The 16,762-nt window shown below is 61.6% G+C and carries 17 protein-coding genes; 9 read left to right on the top strand and 8 right to left on the bottom strand.

Translation table 11 applies throughout. The features are described from left to right. Window positions 1-14 precede the first annotated feature (14 nt). Window positions 15-1,091, bottom strand: a complete 1,077-nt coding sequence (locus JKL45_RS10035) for an NAD(P)H-dependent flavin oxidoreductase (protein WP_201860991.1) — start codon at window positions 1,089-1,091, stop codon at window positions 15-17. A gap of 178 nt (window positions 1,092-1,269) precedes the next feature. On the opposite strand from JKL45_RS10035, the gene JKL45_RS10030 reads away from it, so the two are divergent. The 3 genes from JKL45_RS10030 (at window position 1,270) to JKL45_RS30640 (ending at window position 5,179) form a co-directional block, all read left to right on the top strand. Next, a complete protein-coding gene (locus tag JKL45_RS10030) occupies window positions 1,270-2,010 on the top strand; it encodes a DUF4336 domain-containing protein (protein ID WP_201860990.1) in 741 nt (246 codons plus the stop codon). 75 nt (window positions 2,011-2,085) lie between these two features. Further along, window positions 2,086-2,895, top strand: coding sequence for a class I SAM-dependent methyltransferase (locus JKL45_RS10025; protein ID WP_201860989.1), 810 nt, complete (start codon window positions 2,086-2,088; stop codon window positions 2,893-2,895). A 184-nt stretch (window positions 2,896-3,079) separates the two neighbouring features. After that, window positions 3,080-5,179, top strand: coding sequence for a hybrid sensor histidine kinase/response regulator family protein (locus JKL45_RS30640; protein ID WP_201860988.1), 2,100 nt, complete (start codon window positions 3,080-3,082; stop codon window positions 5,177-5,179). A 189-nt stretch (window positions 5,180-5,368) separates the two neighbouring features. Here the strand turns inward: JKL45_RS30640 and JKL45_RS10015 are convergent, their stop codons facing one another. Together JKL45_RS10015 and JKL45_RS10010 are read right to left on the bottom strand one after the other, a co-directional pair. Continuing rightward, entirely contained in the window at window positions 5,369-5,596 is a 228-nt protein-coding gene (locus JKL45_RS10015) for a DUF6894 family protein (RefSeq protein ID WP_201860987.1), read from the bottom strand. A gap of 84 nt (window positions 5,597-5,680) precedes the next feature. Next, window positions 5,681-6,091 (bottom strand): hypothetical protein, encoded by a 411-nt coding sequence (locus JKL45_RS10010; RefSeq protein ID WP_312896937.1) that lies wholly within the window; start codon window positions 6,089-6,091, stop codon window positions 5,681-5,683. A gap of 468 nt (window positions 6,092-6,559) precedes the next feature. Between JKL45_RS10010 and JKL45_RS10005 the strand changes: the two genes are divergently transcribed. Beyond that, the gene (locus JKL45_RS10005) at window positions 6,560-8,296 is read left to right on the top strand and encodes a right-handed parallel beta-helix repeat-containing protein (protein ID WP_201860985.1); all 1,737 of its coding nucleotides are present in this window, start codon (window positions 6,560-6,562) and stop codon (window positions 8,294-8,296) included. A 19-nt stretch (window positions 8,297-8,315) separates the two neighbouring features. Here JKL45_RS10005 and JKL45_RS10000 read toward each other — a convergent pair whose 3' ends face one another. Next, window positions 8,316-9,455 (bottom strand): GGDEF domain-containing protein, encoded by a 1,140-nt coding sequence (locus JKL45_RS10000; RefSeq protein WP_201860984.1) that lies wholly within the window; start codon window positions 9,453-9,455, stop codon window positions 8,316-8,318. Window positions 9,456-9,639: 184 nt separating this feature from the next. Here JKL45_RS10000 and JKL45_RS09995 point away from each other — a divergent pair, with 184 nt between their 5' ends. Continuing rightward, the gene (locus JKL45_RS09995; RefSeq protein ID WP_201860983.1) at window positions 9,640-10,191 is read left to right on the top strand and encodes a DUF2231 domain-containing protein; all 552 of its coding nucleotides are present in this window, start codon (window positions 9,640-9,642) and stop codon (window positions 10,189-10,191) included. Between the two features lie 57 nt (window positions 10,192-10,248). Beyond that, window positions 10,249-10,533, top strand: a complete 285-nt coding sequence (locus tag JKL45_RS09990; protein WP_201860982.1) for a porin — start codon at window positions 10,249-10,251, stop codon at window positions 10,531-10,533. Window positions 10,534-10,578: 45 nt separating this feature from the next. On the opposite strand, the gene JKL45_RS09985 is transcribed toward JKL45_RS09990, so the two are convergent. Together JKL45_RS09985 and JKL45_RS09980 are read right to left on the bottom strand one after the other, a co-directional pair. Next, complete coding sequence (locus JKL45_RS09985) at window positions 10,579-10,902, bottom strand: hypothetical protein (RefSeq protein ID WP_201860981.1); 324 nt, start codon at window positions 10,900-10,902, stop codon at window positions 10,579-10,581. Between the two features lie 78 nt (window positions 10,903-10,980). After that, window positions 10,981-11,793 carry a hypothetical protein gene (locus tag JKL45_RS09980; RefSeq protein WP_201860980.1) on the bottom strand — a complete coding sequence of 271 codons (813 nt, stop codon included), beginning with the start codon at window positions 11,791-11,793 and terminating at the stop codon, window positions 10,981-10,983. Window positions 11,794-12,268: 475 nt separating this feature from the next. On the opposite strand from JKL45_RS09980, the gene JKL45_RS09975 reads away from it, so the two are divergent. Continuing rightward, window positions 12,269-12,424, top strand: a complete 156-nt coding sequence (locus JKL45_RS09975) for a DUF1127 domain-containing protein (RefSeq protein WP_196264018.1) — start codon at window positions 12,269-12,271, stop codon at window positions 12,422-12,424. Window positions 12,425-12,492: 68 nt separating this feature from the next. Here JKL45_RS09975 and JKL45_RS09970 read toward each other — a convergent pair whose 3' ends face one another. After that, on the bottom strand, window positions 12,493-13,251 hold the full coding sequence (locus tag JKL45_RS09970) for a glucose 1-dehydrogenase (protein WP_201860979.1): 759 nt from the start codon (window positions 13,249-13,251) through the stop codon (window positions 12,493-12,495). A gap of 226 nt (window positions 13,252-13,477) precedes the next feature. Between JKL45_RS09970 and JKL45_RS30465 the strand changes: the two genes are divergently transcribed. Together JKL45_RS30465 and trmFO are read left to right on the top strand one after the other, a co-directional pair. Further along, window positions 13,478-14,053: a calcium-binding protein gene (locus JKL45_RS30465; RefSeq protein WP_201860978.1), complete on the top strand. Its 576-nt coding sequence runs from the start codon at window positions 13,478-13,480 to the stop codon at window positions 14,051-14,053. A gap of 149 nt (window positions 14,054-14,202) precedes the next feature. Then, a complete protein-coding gene (gene trmFO, locus JKL45_RS09960) occupies window positions 14,203-15,621 on the top strand; it encodes a methylenetetrahydrofolate--tRNA-(uracil(54)-C(5))-methyltransferase (FADH(2)-oxidizing) TrmFO (protein WP_201860977.1) in 1,419 nt (472 codons plus the stop codon). Between the two features lie 297 nt (window positions 15,622-15,918). Here the strand turns inward: trmFO and JKL45_RS09955 are convergent, their stop codons facing one another. Continuing rightward, complete coding sequence (locus JKL45_RS09955) at window positions 15,919-16,761, bottom strand: phytoene/squalene synthase family protein (protein ID WP_201860976.1); 843 nt, start codon at window positions 16,759-16,761, stop codon at window positions 15,919-15,921. Window position 16,762 lies beyond the last annotated feature (1 nt).

Below are 16,762 nucleotides of genomic sequence, written 5' to 3'. Positions count from 1 at the left end.
CTTAGGCCGTTTGTTCACGCGGAGCGCATTCCGAGTTTAGCCAGTGCCTCCTGGGCCAGCGTCCTAGTCAGTTCACCAGCCGCCAACTCCCGGCTCAAGGCAGCGGCTTGACCGGACCAAAGGGACATAAAGTCGTTCGAACCGAGCGGTTCGGTCTTCTGGCGCAAGGGCGCAAGCGCGCCACCAGCAAGCGGGAAGTCCGGGGCGATTTCCGAGAGCGGTCCGACCTCGCGCATGATCCGGTTCACGATGCCCCGCGCAGGACGTCCAGTGAAGACGTTCGTCAGCGCGGTCCGGTCGTCCTTTGCGCTCCTGATAGCCTGCCTGTGCAAGGGCGGGATCGTCGCTTCCGGCGTGAACAAGTAGGCCGTTCCGATCTGGACTGCGGATGCGCCCAAGGCGAGAGCCGCAACGATGCCGCGTGCATCGGCAATGCCCCCGGCCGCGATCACCGGCACTTTCACGGCGTCCACGACCTGCGGCACCAGTGCCATGGTACCGACCTGGGTCGAAACATCGTCGGACAGGAACATGCCCCTGTGACCTCCGGCCTCGAAGCCTTGTGCGATGATCGCGTCACATCCCCCGTCCTCCAGCCAGCGCGCCTCGTCGACAGTGGTCGCGGAGGACAAGACCTTGGCGCCCGTGCCCTTCACCCGTTTCAGCAGGCCTTGCTGGGGCAAGCCGAAATGGAAGCTCACAACCTCCGGCCTGAACTCCTCGACAAGCTCAAGGAACGCCTCATCGAAGGGCGCTCGCGCCGACGGGGGATAGGGAGCCTCCGCGTCGAGTCCGCTCTCCAGGTAATAAGCTCTCAAGCGCTGCTTCCAGGCCGCTTCACGTTGGGCGTCAGGTTCGGGCACCGAATGGCAGAAGAAGTTGACGTTGATGGGTTTAAACGTGCGCTGCCGGATCCTGACCAGCTCCTCCCGCGCTTTGTCGAGGCTCAGCAACGCACAAGGGAGAGAGCCGAGCCCGCCAGCCTCCGAGACAGCAATGACCATGTCTGACAGGTTGGCTCCCGCCATGGGTGCCTGAACGATGGGAATCTCGATGCCCAGCAGATCCAGAATGCGTCGGTCGGTCCACATGGCTGCACCTCTCCTGCACTATGAGAATTCGATGCTCCAGTGCTAGGCTCGATGGAAAGCCTGCACAAGAGCACAACCTGCCCACGTCGGCAGGCCTTCTGCCCATCAGGTGGAGCTTCTTAGGAAGAGAAGCGTTTCACATAAGAAGACGTAACCTCCCCATAGGAAGCAGGCGAACGTGCCCGAGCAAGACGTGACCTACCCTCCCCTCGATGTGCTCAAGCCCGTCGCCAATAACCTCTGGATCGTTGACAGCGGGCCGCAGGAGGCCATGGGGTTGAGCCTGCCGGTGCGGATGACGGTGATCCGGTTGGGCAACGGCGATGTCTGGCTGCATTCGCCGACGCGGTACAATGCGGAGTTGCGGCGCGAGATCGAGACGCTCGGGCCCATCCGCCATCTCGTCGCGCCCAACATCGCGCATTGGACCCACCTCAAAGCCTGGCAAGGTGGGTGCCCGGCTGCTAAGACCTCCGCAGCGCCAAACCTCCGGCAGCGGCCGCAGGTGCGAAAAGCAGGCATCCGGTTTGATCGGGACCTGACGGATTCACCGCCGGACGACTGGGGCGGCGAGATCGAGCAAATCATCGTCCCTGGCGGCGCCGGCTTTCGCGAAATGGCGTTCCTGCACCGGCCCACGCGCACCCTCGTCCTGACGGACCTGATCCAGAACCTTGAGCCGGAGAAGCTGCCGCTGGGAACGCGCCTCTTCGCGAGACTCAGCGGTGTCGACGCTCCCAACGGCAAGGCGCCGGCTTACTTACGCTTCGTCGTTCGCCTTCGCCGCAAAGAGGCGCAGGAAGCCGTCTCGCGGATCGTCGCCTGGAACCCGGAGCGGGTCATCTTCAGCCACGGCCGCTGGTTCGACCGGGATGGAACGGCAAACCTGACGCGGGCCTTCGCGTGGCTGCTGAAGTAGCGCACTGCTACTTCTGCGACCTTGCCGGCTTTCCTCAAAGGGGCAATCATCCTGGCTTTCCCCGGTGATGAGACGATGGCCGCCACAGACTCAGCCTTCAAAGGCTCCATTCCGACCCTGTACGAGCAGTATCTCGGCCCCCTCATGTTCGAGCCTTTTGCCCAGGATCTGGCGGGGCGGCTGACGGATATCACCGAGGGTCGCATTGTGGAGACGGCGGCCGGAACGGGCATCGTGACCCGCGCCATGGCGAAGACCCTGCCGCCGCAGGTCGAGATCACCGCGACCGATCTCAACCAGGCCATGCTCGACCATGCACAAACCAGGCTGCAGGCTCCGAATGTGCGTTGGCTCCAGGCGGATGCTCAAGCCCTGCCCTTCGAAAGCAGCAGCTTCGACGCAGTGGTATGCCAGTTCGGCGTGATGTTCTTCCCCGATAAACTCTCGGGCTACCGGGAGGCACTGCGCGTGCTGAAACCAGGTGGGCGCTTCCTGTTCAATGTCTGGAACTCCCTCGACCTCAACCCGGTCAGCCGCATCGTGTCCGAGACCGTCGCAAAGGCTTTTCCCGATGACCCGCCCCGGTTCATCGAACGCGTGCCCTTCGGCTATTTCGACCCTGACCGGATCCGTGGTGAGGTTCAGCAGGCAGGCTTCGAGAATGTCGAAATCGGCGTAGTGGACAAGGTCAGCCGAGCGCCCTCCCCGCAGGAGCCGGCCGTCGGTCTCTGCCAGGGTACGCCTCTGCGGGCAGAGATCGAGGCCCGCGCCCCTGAGCGGCTCGACGAGATCACGGCCAGAGCAACGGAGGCGCTCTCCGGCCATTTCGGCACTGCATCGTTTGAGAACCGCATGAGCGCTGTCTTCGTGACGGCGTGGAGATAGTCGACAGCCACCCTTGAAACCCCTTTGCACTACTATATCTGCCGGGCGAGGCTCACCGTCCGGCGGATTGGCAACCCGACAGTGACTTCCCGAGCCGGACGAACGCTCAACTTCGAGAGACTCTCGCAAAGCCATGCAAGGAAGGTCTTCGTTTGTGGGTCGCGTAGCGCCGAAGAGCCGTACCGTGTTCTGGCCGTTGCAACTGCTGCTGGTCGCGAGCCTGCTCGGACCCGGTCTGTTTTTCGCCTATACGGCCTGGGACGATTACCACCGGATCCGCCAATACTCGGACGAGCGCATCGTGCGCGCTCTGGATGTGGTTCAGGAGCATAGCCTCAAGGCGTTCCAAACCATCGAACGCACGATGGCCGAGACGAACGAGGTGCTGCGCGGCCTCACGCCTGAGCAGATCCTGACCGATGAGGCCCGTCTCCAAAGCCGCCTGCGGCGCACCCAGGATGCCCTCCCGCAAATTGAGGCGATCTGGGTCTTCGACAAGGCTGGACGCCCGCTCGTGTCGAGCACGATCCTGCCCGTGCCCCGCGATCTCAACAACTCGGAGCGCGACTACTTCAAGGTGCAGGCCGAACAGGACTCCGGCACCTATATCGGCAAGACCATCACCTCGAAGATCGGCGACATACGGTTCTTCGTGGTAAGCCAGCGCCGTCCGACTCAGGATGGAAGCTTCGACGGGATCATCGCAGTGTCGGTGCGCCCCGAGCACTTCCGGGAGTATTATGGGCGGATCTCCCGAGCACTTGCGGATTCCATCAGCCTGATCCGATCGGATGGGGAGTTCCTGGCGCGCTACCCTTCACGCGGCAACGAGCCTCTTCAGCTCACGCCTGGAAACAGGCTTATGCCGGCCATTCAAAGCAACACGCAATCCGGATTCATCACGACGGTATCCCAACTCGACGACATCGAACGCCGCATCGGCTATCGCAAGGTGCCGGGGTACCCTGTCTATGTCACCACCGGGATCGAAACCGCCAGCATGTGGCAGGAGCTCTGGGGTCGGATGGGGCAACTCCTTGCCTTCGGCCTGCCGGCGACCTTGGGCCTGTTTGCCATCAGCCTTCTCGCCCTGCAGCGCACCCGCAGCTTTCATGCCGAGGTCGAAAGGCGTGAGATGGCGGAGGCCGCTCTCAAGCAGGCGCAAAGACTGGAGGCCGTGGGCCATCTGACCGGAGGTGTCGCGCACGATTTCAACAACCTGTTGATGGTCGTCAAAGGCAACGTGGACCGGCTACGGCGTTACCCCATGGAGGAGCGGCAGAAACGGTCCCTCGACGCAATCGACACGGCCGCCGGACGCGGCGCAAGCCTCGTGCGCCAACTCCTGTCCTTCTCGCGTCAGCAGACGCATGACCCTGAAGTCGTCAACCTGTCCCGCTACCTCCTCGACCTGCAGGACATGCTTCGCTCATCCCTGCGCGGCGACATCGCCGTCGACATGCGGCTGCCGCCGGGCCTGTGGAACATCAAGGTCGATCCCAACGAACTCGAACTCGCCATCCTCAATATCGCCGTCAATGCCCGCGATGCGATGCCCGGCGGCGGACGGCTGCTGATTGAGGCCCGAAACCTGAGCCTGCGGGATCCGGAGGTCGCTAGCCTCCAGGGCGACTTCATCGCGCTCAGCCTCTCGGATACGGGCTCCGGCATTCCGGAGGATGTTCTCCCACATGTGTTCGAGCCGTTCTACACCACCAAAGATGTCGGCAAGGGAACTGGTCTCGGGTTGAGCCAAGTCTATGGTTTTGCCAGACAATCGGGCGGCACGGCGACCGCCCTGGCCGAGTCCGGACGCGGCACCACGATCACACTTTACCTGCCGCGCACCCTGGAGGCAGCAGCCGGCGGCAGCATTCAGACCACGGAGCCGTCGATCCGGGGCGGCCATGGCCACATTCTCCTGGTCGAGGACAATCTCGACATCGCCGAAGTCACCCGCGCCAGTCTTGAGGAGGCAGGATACCGGATCGCCCATGTGGCCGATGCTCGTCAGGCGCTCGCTGCCCTTCAGTCAGGTGCAGCCTTCAATCTCATTTTCAGCGACATCGTAATGCCCGGCGATCTCAATGGCGTCGATCTGGCACGGATTGTTCGCAGCCAGCATCCGTCCCTCCCGGTCCTGCTGGCCACCGGCTACAGCGCGGTCGCCCAGACCGCCATGGACGAAGGCTTCACCATCCTTCGCAAGCCCTATGACACGGCGGAACTGAACGCGGCCATCGACAGGATCTTGGGTGTGGTGGCGTTGAAGGCCAGCGCCTAGAGCTTTGCTGTAAAAAACGGCGCGGGCCTCATCGGCGCGGCGCCTCTCTTTTCAGCTCATCGGCACACGGTCATGTGGCTCACCAGGGGGCAAAGAGCCTGCATCTCGGGCTCGTAGCTGCCGGAGAGGCAGCGACCATAGCACAGCTGCGGCGCAACAGCATGCGCTCGGCCGAACGCATGCCGCAGGTCAATGCACTGTTTCCGTGAGCTGCACAGAGTGGAGGAGCGTCCCAAGGGGGCAGACGATTTCCAGCCGCCATCCGGACCAGTCATCGGCCTCATTGCCAATTTCCGCTCTCAGTTCTTCAATGGCAATAAGAGCCTGTGCCTTAGCGCTCTCAAGGTCCTGGACCTCAAGGCCTGCGTTATCGACAATCTCGTCATGATTGCTCACGAGGTGGAAGAAGCAACGCATGTCAGGCCATCCACCCGCTCGGAAAGGATGGAAACTGCTAGCGGGTTTTGCCGACAAAGTGAAGAGACCTTGCGGCTCCACCCCCTATTGGTCTTTCGTGGAGGCATCCGTGCCTTCCGGCTGCAGGCTGTCTAACGATACCCACCCGATATCCGGCCGGGGCACAGGCACCAGATAAGCGCTGCCCCCCTCAAGCCGCTCGATCCGGCAAGTGATCGCCCTCTGATCGCCGGGCGGACGATAAACAACAATGCTCCCGACCTGAATCTGGTCGGGATGCCGGGGAGCAGCCGATGTCTGCGATGGCGGCTCCGGCGCCGCAGCGTCATGTCCAGTCCTGACGCGATCGAGCGCAGCAATCGCGAGCTTCGCCCGGTCACGATATCGCTCGCTGACCGGCCTCAGAAGCGCCCCACGTGTCCGTCCAGGGTACCAAGAGACGCCGCCCGCCTTGGCCAGTTCCTCTGCAACGGCTTCAATTTCCTCGTCTGTCACAAACGCCCCCGCGATGATTAACCCGGCAAACCGTCTCATAATCTGACCAAAGAGGCCTTAACCCAAAGTAATACACATATTTCATTTCCATATCGAAAATTTTCTTCGACCAGGTCTTCGTTCTTGAGGGGAGACAGCCTTCCGTTGCCTCAGAGCTCCGATAGAAGACCGCAAGGTCGCCAAAAGTCTTGCAAATGAGCCATTGCAACCAGCGAAGGAGGCAACCCGCACGCATGGTCAAGACAGGCAAAGTAGGAATATCGGAAGCCGCCCACAAAGTATGCGTGACAATAGCCATGCACTGATCAGACTTCATGAGCGAGTGACACAGATATGATGCTCATGATTTGTCTTTGGTAGACCAGATGATTACCCCCAATGCTATGATCCTGTCTGGAATATCCGATCCAATCTCTCGCAAATGTATTAAAGCATGCGGGCTCCCTTTCCTGACGAAGGATATTCGGCATGGCGACCACCATCTACGCTCGGGATCACGGCGCGATCGCCAACGACAGTCTTGACGATAGTACGGCGATCAATGCAGCCGTGAAAGCGGCCCAAGCGGAATATCTAAAGAACCCGTCTGCGGGGAAGGTCACCGTCGTTCTGCCCACCGGCACTCTGCTCGTCAAAGGAACCGGCGATAAGAGCGACGGCGCCGTCTCGCTGCTCACAGGCACGGCGCTTCAGGGCGCCGGCATGGGCCGGACGATTCTGAAGGTGGCCGACGGATGGGCGGGCGACATTACCGGCGTGGTGCGCACGCCATTCAACGAAGTCACGTCCCATGTCGGCCTTTTCGATCTTTCCATCGACGGCAATCGCGATGCGACCACCGGCAAGATCGACGGCTTCTATACGGGCGTGAGGCCTGGAAGCACGGAACAGGACGCCGACATCCATGTGTCGCGCGTGGAGATCCTGGATTGCTCGGGCTATGGCTTCGACCCGCACGAGCAGACATTGAACCTGGTCATCGAGAACAGCGTCTCCCACGGCAATGGGCTCGATGGGTTCGTGGCCGACTACATCGTCGCTGGCATCTACAGGAACAACATCGCCTACGATAACGACCGGCACGGCTTCAACATCACAACCACCACCACCGGATTATTGCTCGAGAACAACATCGCCTACGGCAACGGAGCCACCGGCGTGGTGGTGCAGCGTGGATCGGAGGCTATACCGTGGCCCAGCAATATCGAGATTGTCGGCGGCCAATATTATGGCAACCAGAAGGAAGGCGTCCTTCTCAACATGGCCGATAACGTCATCATCAACGGTGCCACGATCTACGGCAATTTGAGCAACGGCGTGCGGATCGAGGGATCGACCGACACGATCGTGCAGAACAACCGCATCTTCAACAACGCCCAGGGTGCCGACAACCAGTTCGACGAGATCAGCATCCGCATGCGGCTGGATACGACCACGGGACAAACCTATTATTCCGTGAACACACAGATCCTCAACAACACGATCTACTCGGACGGCGCCATCGATGCCCGCTACGGGATCAGGGAGGAGCGGACGAACACGGCCGGCGGTCCGACCCATATCACTCTCTTCGGCAACACCATTTCCGGAATGGACTCGGGAGCAATCTTCACCCTGGTTCAGAAATGGATCGGCACGGCCGGGTCCAATGTATTCCGCGGCACCTCATTTGACGAAGACCTGAGCGGACGGTCCGGCAACGATACAATCCGAGCTATGGGCGGCAACGATTACGTCCTGGGCGATAGCGGTCATGACCGACTGTATGGCGGCGATGGGCGAGACTGGCTCTTCGGTGGCACCGGAAACGACAGGCTCCATGGCGGACGCGGGAACGATACCTTGTTTGGCGACACCGGACGCGATGTTTTCGTCTTCGACACCAGACTTGGTACATCCACCACGGATCGGCAGGTCAACTTCGACTTCGTCGCTCAATACAGGGCGAAGGATGACTCGATCCGGCTCGACAATGCCATTTTCCGGAAGCTCGGTTCAGGCAGCCTCAGCAGGCCAAGCAACCTGGACGCCGACTTCTTCAATGCGGGCAACCGGCCCAAGGACTCGGACGACTACATCAACTACAACAAGAAGACCGGTATCCTATCCTACGATTCCGACGGTTCCGGGTCTCGAAAGGCAGTGGAGTTTGCCCAGTTCAAAAAGGGGCTCGCCCTGAGCCACCATGAGTTCTTTGTGGTCTGAGGCCATCTGAGAAAGCGCTTCACGCCACCACGACCGCGTTCCGGCCGCTTTCCTTGGCGCGGTAGAGAGCCTCATCCGCACGCCGCAGCAGGTCGTCGGCCATGGCACGGGGGATTGTTGCGCATCCGATGCTGACGGTTACCTCCTCGGATGTCCCGAGGGCAGCCTTGCCGGCTTCGGCAAAGGCATGGCGGATTTTTTCTGCCAGCATGGCAGCGTCCCGGGCGCCGGTGGGAACGATTGCGGCGAACTCCTCTCCTCCCAACCGGCCAAAGGTTCCCTTCGGCAGATGATCAGAAAGCGTGCTGGCGAAGACGCCCAGAATGCGGTCGCCGACGGCATGGCCGTAGCGATCATTGATGGCTTTGAAATTGTCGAGATCGAACAGCAGGCAACTCGCGGGTCGGTCATTCAGACGATTGAGCAGTGCAGACGCGGCCTGCAGGAAGGCGCGCCGATTGGGAATGCCGGTCAAATCGTCGACATGAGCAGCCTGCTTGTACTCGAACTTCAGGCGCTCCTTCGTCATGGATAGGAACATGAAGGCGAGCGTCGGCCCGAACACCACCAGGAAGAGCGCCATTTCCGATGACCAGCGCCGGGCAAAGCCATCGATCCAGGGAACCGACGTCAGAGAAACGCCGAGCATTCCACGCAAGAGGTTGAACGCCGCAAGCCCGCACAGGAGAACGACCGCGACGCGCTGCGAGGCGAGCGGCTGCAGGGGGTGACGCCCCAGCTCCCAGGCCGACAAGGCCGCGTACGCCGCCGTCAGCCCGGAGGCCAGAATGAGCCGGTACCCTTGCGAATCGTAGATGAACGGGAAGGCGCAAGCCCAGACCACGACGCCGGCACCACCGTGGAGGAGAACAGCCGGGCGCCCGTTGAAAACCCTGCATCCGATGTAGATTGCGCCATAGGAGAGGATGCCCAGCGCGTTCGCTAGCAGGAGAACCGCATAACCCGGCGGCCCCTTCCCGAGGTTGGCCCAGCCGATCCCGACTGCAATGAGCCAGAAGGCGCCTCCCCACCACGCCAGGGCGCTCAGGCGGCGGTTCAGGGTCCACGAGAAGATCAGCAGCGTGCCGAGCACAGACGACAGCAGGATGAAGGCGACGGTGAGAGTGGCGGGATCGAGAACCATCGGAGCAGCTGTCATTCGGTTGGCCAGGCTGCCGCAGGAATGGGTCCCACAGGACATTCCCCTGCGGAATTCGGGCCACGCTATCCCTCATCGCAGCGGAAATGTCCAGCAGCAGCAGGTGCGGCCGATAACCCGGAGACCGGAACGAAGGCTTGGCCGAAGCATTTTCTTTAAGCCAGGCATTAACAGGAGCAGCGTCATGGGTCGGTATCATCGTCATGGGGTGCAGAGCACGGCGGCTATTGCCGGACATCCGCTTCATCACATGCTGATCGTCTTCCCGGTTGCCTTCTTGATTGGAGCTTTGGGAACCGACATCGTCTTCCTGGTGACCCAAGACCTGTTCTGGGCCCAAGCCTCCTATTGGCTTCTCATCGCCGGCATCGTCACCGCTCTCGTGGCTGCGGTGCCAGGCATGATCGACTTCGTGACCATCGACCGGGTGCGCAATGTGTGGGTCTCCTGGGCTCACATGGTGGCCAATCTGGTCGTTGTCGCTCTTGCCCTCGTGAATGTAGGCGTACGTCTGGATGACCCGGCCGCGGGGGTCCAGGGATGGGGCATCTGGCTGTCCGGCATCCAGACGGCCTTGCTGCTGTTCAGCGGCTGGCTCGGCGGTGAGATGGCCTACCGGTACGGTATCGGGGCGATCCAGGACTACAGCCCCAAGGCCGAGCAGTTCCACGTGGAGGTCGACCGGCCGGATGTAGCCGAGCAGTACGGTCGCCGCAGCGGGACCGGCGGCCTCTGACGTCATCGGCATAACGACCTTGCCTCTCGAGGCGGAGCGGATAAGCTCCGTTTCACCATGAAGCACTCCCCAACCGTCCTTGCTGTGTTCGGCTTGGCGCTGGCAAGCCAGGCGCAGGCCGCTTCGCCCTGCCCTCCCGGCTTTGCCATGCTGCAGGCCTCGGATACATGCGTGCGGATCAGCGGCACTGTCCGGGCCGATGCCCTTGCCGGGTCAGGGCGGAAAAGCGGGTCCGGCTCTTACCGAACGCAGTCAGGTGGACGCGTGCAGATCGATGTGAGGAAGCAGACCGAGTACGGCCCCTTGCGCGCTGTCATCGCTGTCGGAAACCTGCGCCGGTAGATGCCGTGCAAAAGGGGCGCCCGAAGGCGCCCCTGCCTTGGCTGATCAGTAGTCGGAGCTGTCGTAATATTCTTCACGATAATAGGTGCGCCGCGGGGCTTCATACGTCCTGTAAGCAGGCCGCTCGTAAGTACGGTACGCCGGCCGGGCCGTTGCCGCGAGTGCGCCACCGAGGATGGCGCCCGTCACACCGGCCGCTATGGCAGCGTTGTTATTGTTGCGCCCCTGCACGACGTACCGTTGTGCCTTGTGGTTTTTCTGGTGCCCATAGGCGTGACCCTTGCCCTTACCGGGGCGGGCTTCGGCAACACCGGCGAAAGAGGTTGCAGCCAGGAGGGCCGCACTGAGCGTGATGATTACCTTCTTCATGGATATTCTCCCATTCGGGTTCGGCGGCCGGAGGTAAGCGGATCCAAACGCTCAGCCCTCCGGCCTGTCTGCGACGGATTACTCGCTGGTGCTCGTGCTGCTCCCGGAGGAGGAACCGCCCTGCTGCGGACGAACGGTCGTGGAGGAGTTGCCCGAACCGGACGTATTGCCGGTCGAGTTGCTGTTCACGTCCGTACGGCTGCGGGTCGAGACGGTGCCGGTCGTTTCCGGGGCGCTTGAACGGGTACGGCTGGTTGAGACATTCACGTCATTGGAACGGCGCTGCTCCACGGACACGCCAACGCTCGGCGAGGTCTCCTGCGTCCTGCGGATCGTCGTGCGGCGATTCACGGAGACGCTCGGCTCGTTGACCTCCTCGTAGCGGCGCACGGTCCGGCGACGGACCTCCACCGGCTCGTCGACAACCTGGTAGCGGCGCTGTTTCGAAACGACCTTCTTGGTCTTCGTCTTCTTCACCGCGACCTTCTTGGTGGGCTTCTTCTCGACCACCGTGCGGCGCACCTCGGTATCCGGCTCCTCGATGGAGGTCACGGTGCGGCGCCGGGTGACGGACACGCTCGGCTCCTCGACTTCGCGCACCGTGCGGGAGCGGACGGAAACTCCGGACCGCTCACGGGTCTCGATGCCGACCCCGACACGGGTGCTGCCCTCTTCACGGGTTCGGACATTGGTCTGCGTACCCGAGGATTCGCTGCGGGTTGCACCGGTGGTCTCGGTGCGGCTGCTGGTGCCGGACTGATTGCGCAGCAGGTTGTTCGAATCCGAGGACTGCGATTGAGAGGTCGTGCTGGTGTTGGTCTGGGTCGATGTCTGGGCATAAGCCGCGCTGCTCAATAAGAGAAGGGCGGCTCCAAGAGCGATTTTCTTCACGGAACCATCTCCACTACTGTAAAGGTGCGGGGTGAACGCAGACCTTCGGAGACTGTTCCAGCGAAAACTAAGCAACTTCGGACAGTCGCCAAGTCATAGCGCAATATGAACATTCGTTCAAAATGCTACAGAGGCGCATCTATGCTTAGCAAAGCATCGGATCTTACCCTTAGAGCTCAATTCAATCTGGGGAAGGCTAGGAGCCATGGTTCGGTCCTACCCTGGCAAGCAGCGAACAGCGCTGTGGCGGCAGCATACTTGCCTGCAGATCGTGCCAAGCAACTCGATCCTTATATGGAAGGCATGTCCAGTGAGCACTTCCGTTAACCTGGCATTAGCTCGCTATGCTACTAAAGCATAACTGCCCTACATTATTACCACTCCTCTTCGGCACCGCACACACTTATATCCGCACTGCACACGCAAGAACAAAAGCCACCGACCACAGGGGTCGGTCACTGATGAGGAGTTCCCCATGTTCGTGTCTTACATTCTCTCTAAGTTCCGCGCTTATATGCGTTATCGCGATACCGTTCGTGAGCTCTCTCTGCTGTCCGACCGCGAGCTCGACGATCTCGGCATCTCGCGCTTTCAGATCGAGAACATCGCTCGCGAGCACGCTGTCGCGTAAATCTCTGCTGCATTGCAGCATAAGGCCATCGCCCGCCCTCTGGCGGGCGTTTGCTTGTCTGGACGCCTCTAGCGCCCACCGGAGACCGGAATGTTGGCGCCGGTGATGTAAGACGCAGCGTCTGACATCAGAAACAGCACCGCTTCGGCAACCTCCCCCGGTTCACCGATCCGGCCGAGCGGAATATGCGGCCGCAGCCGCTCCAGACGGCCGGCATCCTGGGTGCTGCGCTCGTGAATGTCGGTCTTCGTCATACCCGGCGAGACGGCATTGACCCGGATCCCTTCCGGAGCCAGCTCCTTCGCCATCCCGATCGTCAGGGAGTCGATGGCGCCTTTCGAGGCGGCATACCAGACATACTCGTTGGCGCTGCCGAGGGAGGCTGCCACCGACGAGATGTTGACGATGGTCTTGGCACCCTGGCCGGGGCTTTTCGGCAACCGGCGCGCGGCCTCGCGCGCCACCCACAGGGCACCCAGGACATTGATGTCGATGCAGGCCTGGATCGTGTCGGCGGAGGTGTGCGCCAGCTTGCCGGACTTGCCGGTAATCCCTGCATTGTTGACCACATGGGAGATAGGTCCCAAGGCCGCCTCGGCCTCGTCGAAGAAGCGAACCACTTCGGCCTCATTGACCACATCGCCCCGGCAGGCCACCGCCTTCGCCCCAGCCCTGCGACAGGCGGCAAGAACCTTCTCGGCGGCCTCCTGCTCCGAACGATAGGTGATGGCGACATCATAACCGCGCTCGGCTGCAAGCTGCGCCACCGCAGCCCCTATGCCGCGGCTTCCGCCTGTAATGAGGACCACCGGACGTAGAGCAGGCATATCAAGAATCCCCTGAATATGAGCCGGTGCCAGCTAGACAGCCACCTGGATCGCTAAACTGTTCTGGTGACATTTCGCACAGACAGAACGAGATGACCATGCATGCCCATGTTCTTACCTAATCAATCTCCTTGATAGGTATTATTGCAACGTTATTTCGTGTTTGCTTTCGCAGAAGAATGTTTGTTTGCCGAAAGTGAAAACTCATATCTGCAAGGAGAAAAGCATGTCTGTTAGGAAGTTCAGCATGAAGGGCTATCACCCTTTTGGGATTACATTTGAAGGAGAAGGCTTCTACTTCAAAGCCGACTCCGCCGACGACAAGATCACCGGGACCAAGCACGATGATCACCTGTCTAGCGCTGGCGGGAACGACGTTCTGAATGGAGGCGCCGGCAAGGATCTCCTAAACGGCGGCGCCGGCAATGATGTTCTTAAAGGCGGTGCGGGTGTCGACACCTTCCTCTTCAGCAATGACCTTGACGAAGCCGGTATAGATCGCATCACCGACTTCAACAGCAAGATCGGCGAGAAGATCATGCTCAACGCTTATGTCTTCGAAGAGCTTGAGGTCGGGTCGAAGCTCCCGGTGGAGCCGGGCGCCAGGGATCGCGGCACGCTTGATGCGTCGAACTTCTGCATCGGCAACAGCGCCAAGGACGCCGATGACCGCCTTGTCTACGACAAAACGTCGGGTGCCCTGTATTACGATGCCGACGGGAATGGTGCTGGGGAAGCGATCCAATTCGCGCAGCTAAAAGCCGGCGCGGCTCTGTCGGCTGAATGCTTCTTCATCTTCTAAGAACCGACCAGACATCAAACTGCGGGAACTTCAGGAGGGCGCGGCCGCAAGATGGCCGCGCCCTCTCGTGTCAATTGGCCCCATAAGTCTGACTTTTCCAGGTTGAGATTGTGGTTGATTGCCCACTCCGCGCTCGCTACTTCAAGCCCATGAGCACCATCGAACCCATCCACGTCATCGGCGGCGGCCTCGCCGGTTCGGAAGCAGCCTGGCAGATCGCCCAAGCGGGCGTTCCCGTCGTTCTGCACGAAATGCGTCCGGTGCGCGGCACCGACGCGCATAAGACGGACGGGTTTGCCGAGCTCGTCTGCTCCAACTCCTTCCGCTCGGACGATGCGGAGACCAATGCGGTCGGCCTGCTGCATCAGGAGATGCGCTCCTTAAGCTCCCTCATCATGTCGAAGGGTGACGCCAACCAGGTGCCCGCCGGCGGCGCCCTGGCGGTTGATCGCGATGGCTTCTCGGCGGCCGTGACGGCGGCACTCGAGGCTCACCCCCTCGTCACCATCGAGCGGGGCGAGATCGGCGGGCTTCCCCCGGAGGAGTGGTCCTCAGTGATCGTCGCCACCGGCCCCCTCACCTCGCCGGCTCTGGCTGAGGCTATCCTTGAGCTGACGGGCGAGACGTCGCTCGCCTTCTTCGATGCCATCGCGCCCATAGTCTATCGCGAGTCCATCAACATGGACATCGCCTGGTTCCAGTCGCGCTACGACAAGGTCGGACCTGGCGGCACGGGCAAGGACTACATCAACTGCCCTATGAACAAGGAGCAGTACGAGGCCTTCATCGATGCGCTGATTTCGGGCGACAAGACCGAGTTCAAGGAATGGGAGGCCAACACCCCCTATTTCGACGGCTGCCTGCCCATCGAGGTCATGGCCGAGCGCGGTCGCGAGACCCTGCGCCACGGCCCCATGAAGCCGGTGGGCCTCACCGACCCGCGCAATCCGGACAAGAAACCCTACGCCATCGTGCAGCTGCGCCAGGACAATGCGCTTGGCACCCTGTTCAACATGGTGGGCTTCCAGACCAAGCTGAAATACGGCGCCCAGAGCGCGATCCTGCGCATGATCCCGGGCCTGGAGAATGCCGAGTTCGCACGCCTCGGCGGCATTCACCGCAACACCTATCTCAATTCGCCCAAGCTCCTCGACCCGACCCTGCGCCTGAAGGCGATGCCGCGCCTGCGCTTTGCCGGCCAGATAACCGGCTGCGAGGGCTATGTGGAGAGCGCGGCGGTGGGCCTGATGACCGGCCGCTTCGCCGCCGCAGAGCGGCTCGGCCGCCCTGTTCAGCCACTGCCCCACACCACGGCGCTCGGCGCGCTGATCAACCACATCACCGGCGGCCATATCGAGACCATCGATGAGGGGCCGCGCTCCTTCCAGCCTATGAATGTCAATTTCGGCCTCTTCCCGCCGCTGGATTTCACGCCGAAAGCCGAAGACGGCAAGCGCCTGCGCGGACCGGCCAAGGCCGTTGCCCGGAAGAAGGCGCTGACGGACCGGGCGCGGGCTGATCTGGGGGCTTGGATGGCGGGCACTGTGCTGCCTCAGGCTGCGGAGTAGAGCCCTTACTGACTGTCATCCTGGACGCCATAGGCGATCCGGGATCGTATGCAGAACAGAGCACTCGAACCTCAACGCTGTCATACCCGCGCAGGCGGGAATCCATAAACACAACGTCTTAGAGAAGACGAACAGCGTCGTGCACTTTTCTGTGGCGTTAGCGGTTATGGATTTCCACGCCTTCGGTGCGGCCCTTCGGGTCGGGCTCCGCTACGCGGCCCCGGAATGACAGTGCTAGGCTAGTTCTAGCGATCCCGGATCTCCGCTGACGCTCCGTCCGGGATGACGCAAAATCTGCTAAAACGGCCCGCGCCAGAGCGACCAGATCCGCCGCCATTGCGGCAGTTCCACCACGGTGTGGAAGGGATCGTAATCCCGGCGCTCCATGGCCTTGAGATAAGGCTCCACCAGTGCAATCGGCTGAAACGCGGGCTTCGCGGCAATCGGGATCGTGCCTCGCAAGGCGCGCGCCTGCTCGAGATGCCTGCGGGCGACGGCGCGCAGATCGGCGAGCGCTCCCTTAAGGCCCGGTCCGCCACGGCCCGTGACGATGTCCTCGCGCACCACGCCATGCTTGGTCAAAATATCGGCCGGCACATAGACCTGACCCTGGCGCGCATGGATCGGGAAAGCGCGCAGCAGGCCCGCGATGGCATAGGCGACGCCAGCATGTCCGGCCGCATCGGCCGTGCCGGGGTTCGTGCCGTCGGAGAGGATGAGGCTTGAGAGCTGGATCAGGCTCGAAGAGGTCTCGCCACAATAGCCTTCCAGGTCGTTGAGGCTCGGCATCGGATCCTCGTAAAGATCGAAGATCCTCGCATCGATCAGGTCGACCAGCGACTGACGCGGAAGCCTGAACTGCACGATGGTGTCGTCGAGCGCCGCAGCGACGGGATTAGCCCGCACATCGCCCCGTGCCTCGCCCTGAAGAGCGTCGCGCCACCATTGCAGGCGAATTTCGCCGACGAGCGCCTCGCGCACCGCCTCGCGGACCCGAGCAATCTCGAAACTAAAGGCATAGAGTGCGTAGAGATGCGGACGCTTGTCGGCAGGCGCGAAGAGGCCTGCCCAATAGCGATCCGGATCGGCTTCGCGCACGAGAGCTTCGCAATGGGCGAAATTGGATATTGCTTCCGCCATC

It is taken from the genome of Microvirga soli (genome assembly GCF_016734765.1).
GTDB classification, from domain to species: Bacteria; Pseudomonadota; Alphaproteobacteria; order Rhizobiales; family Beijerinckiaceae; genus Microvirga; species Microvirga soli.
The sequence above is the reverse complement of the archived record's forward strand: the minus strand, read 5'-3'. Positions and strand labels throughout refer to the sequence as shown.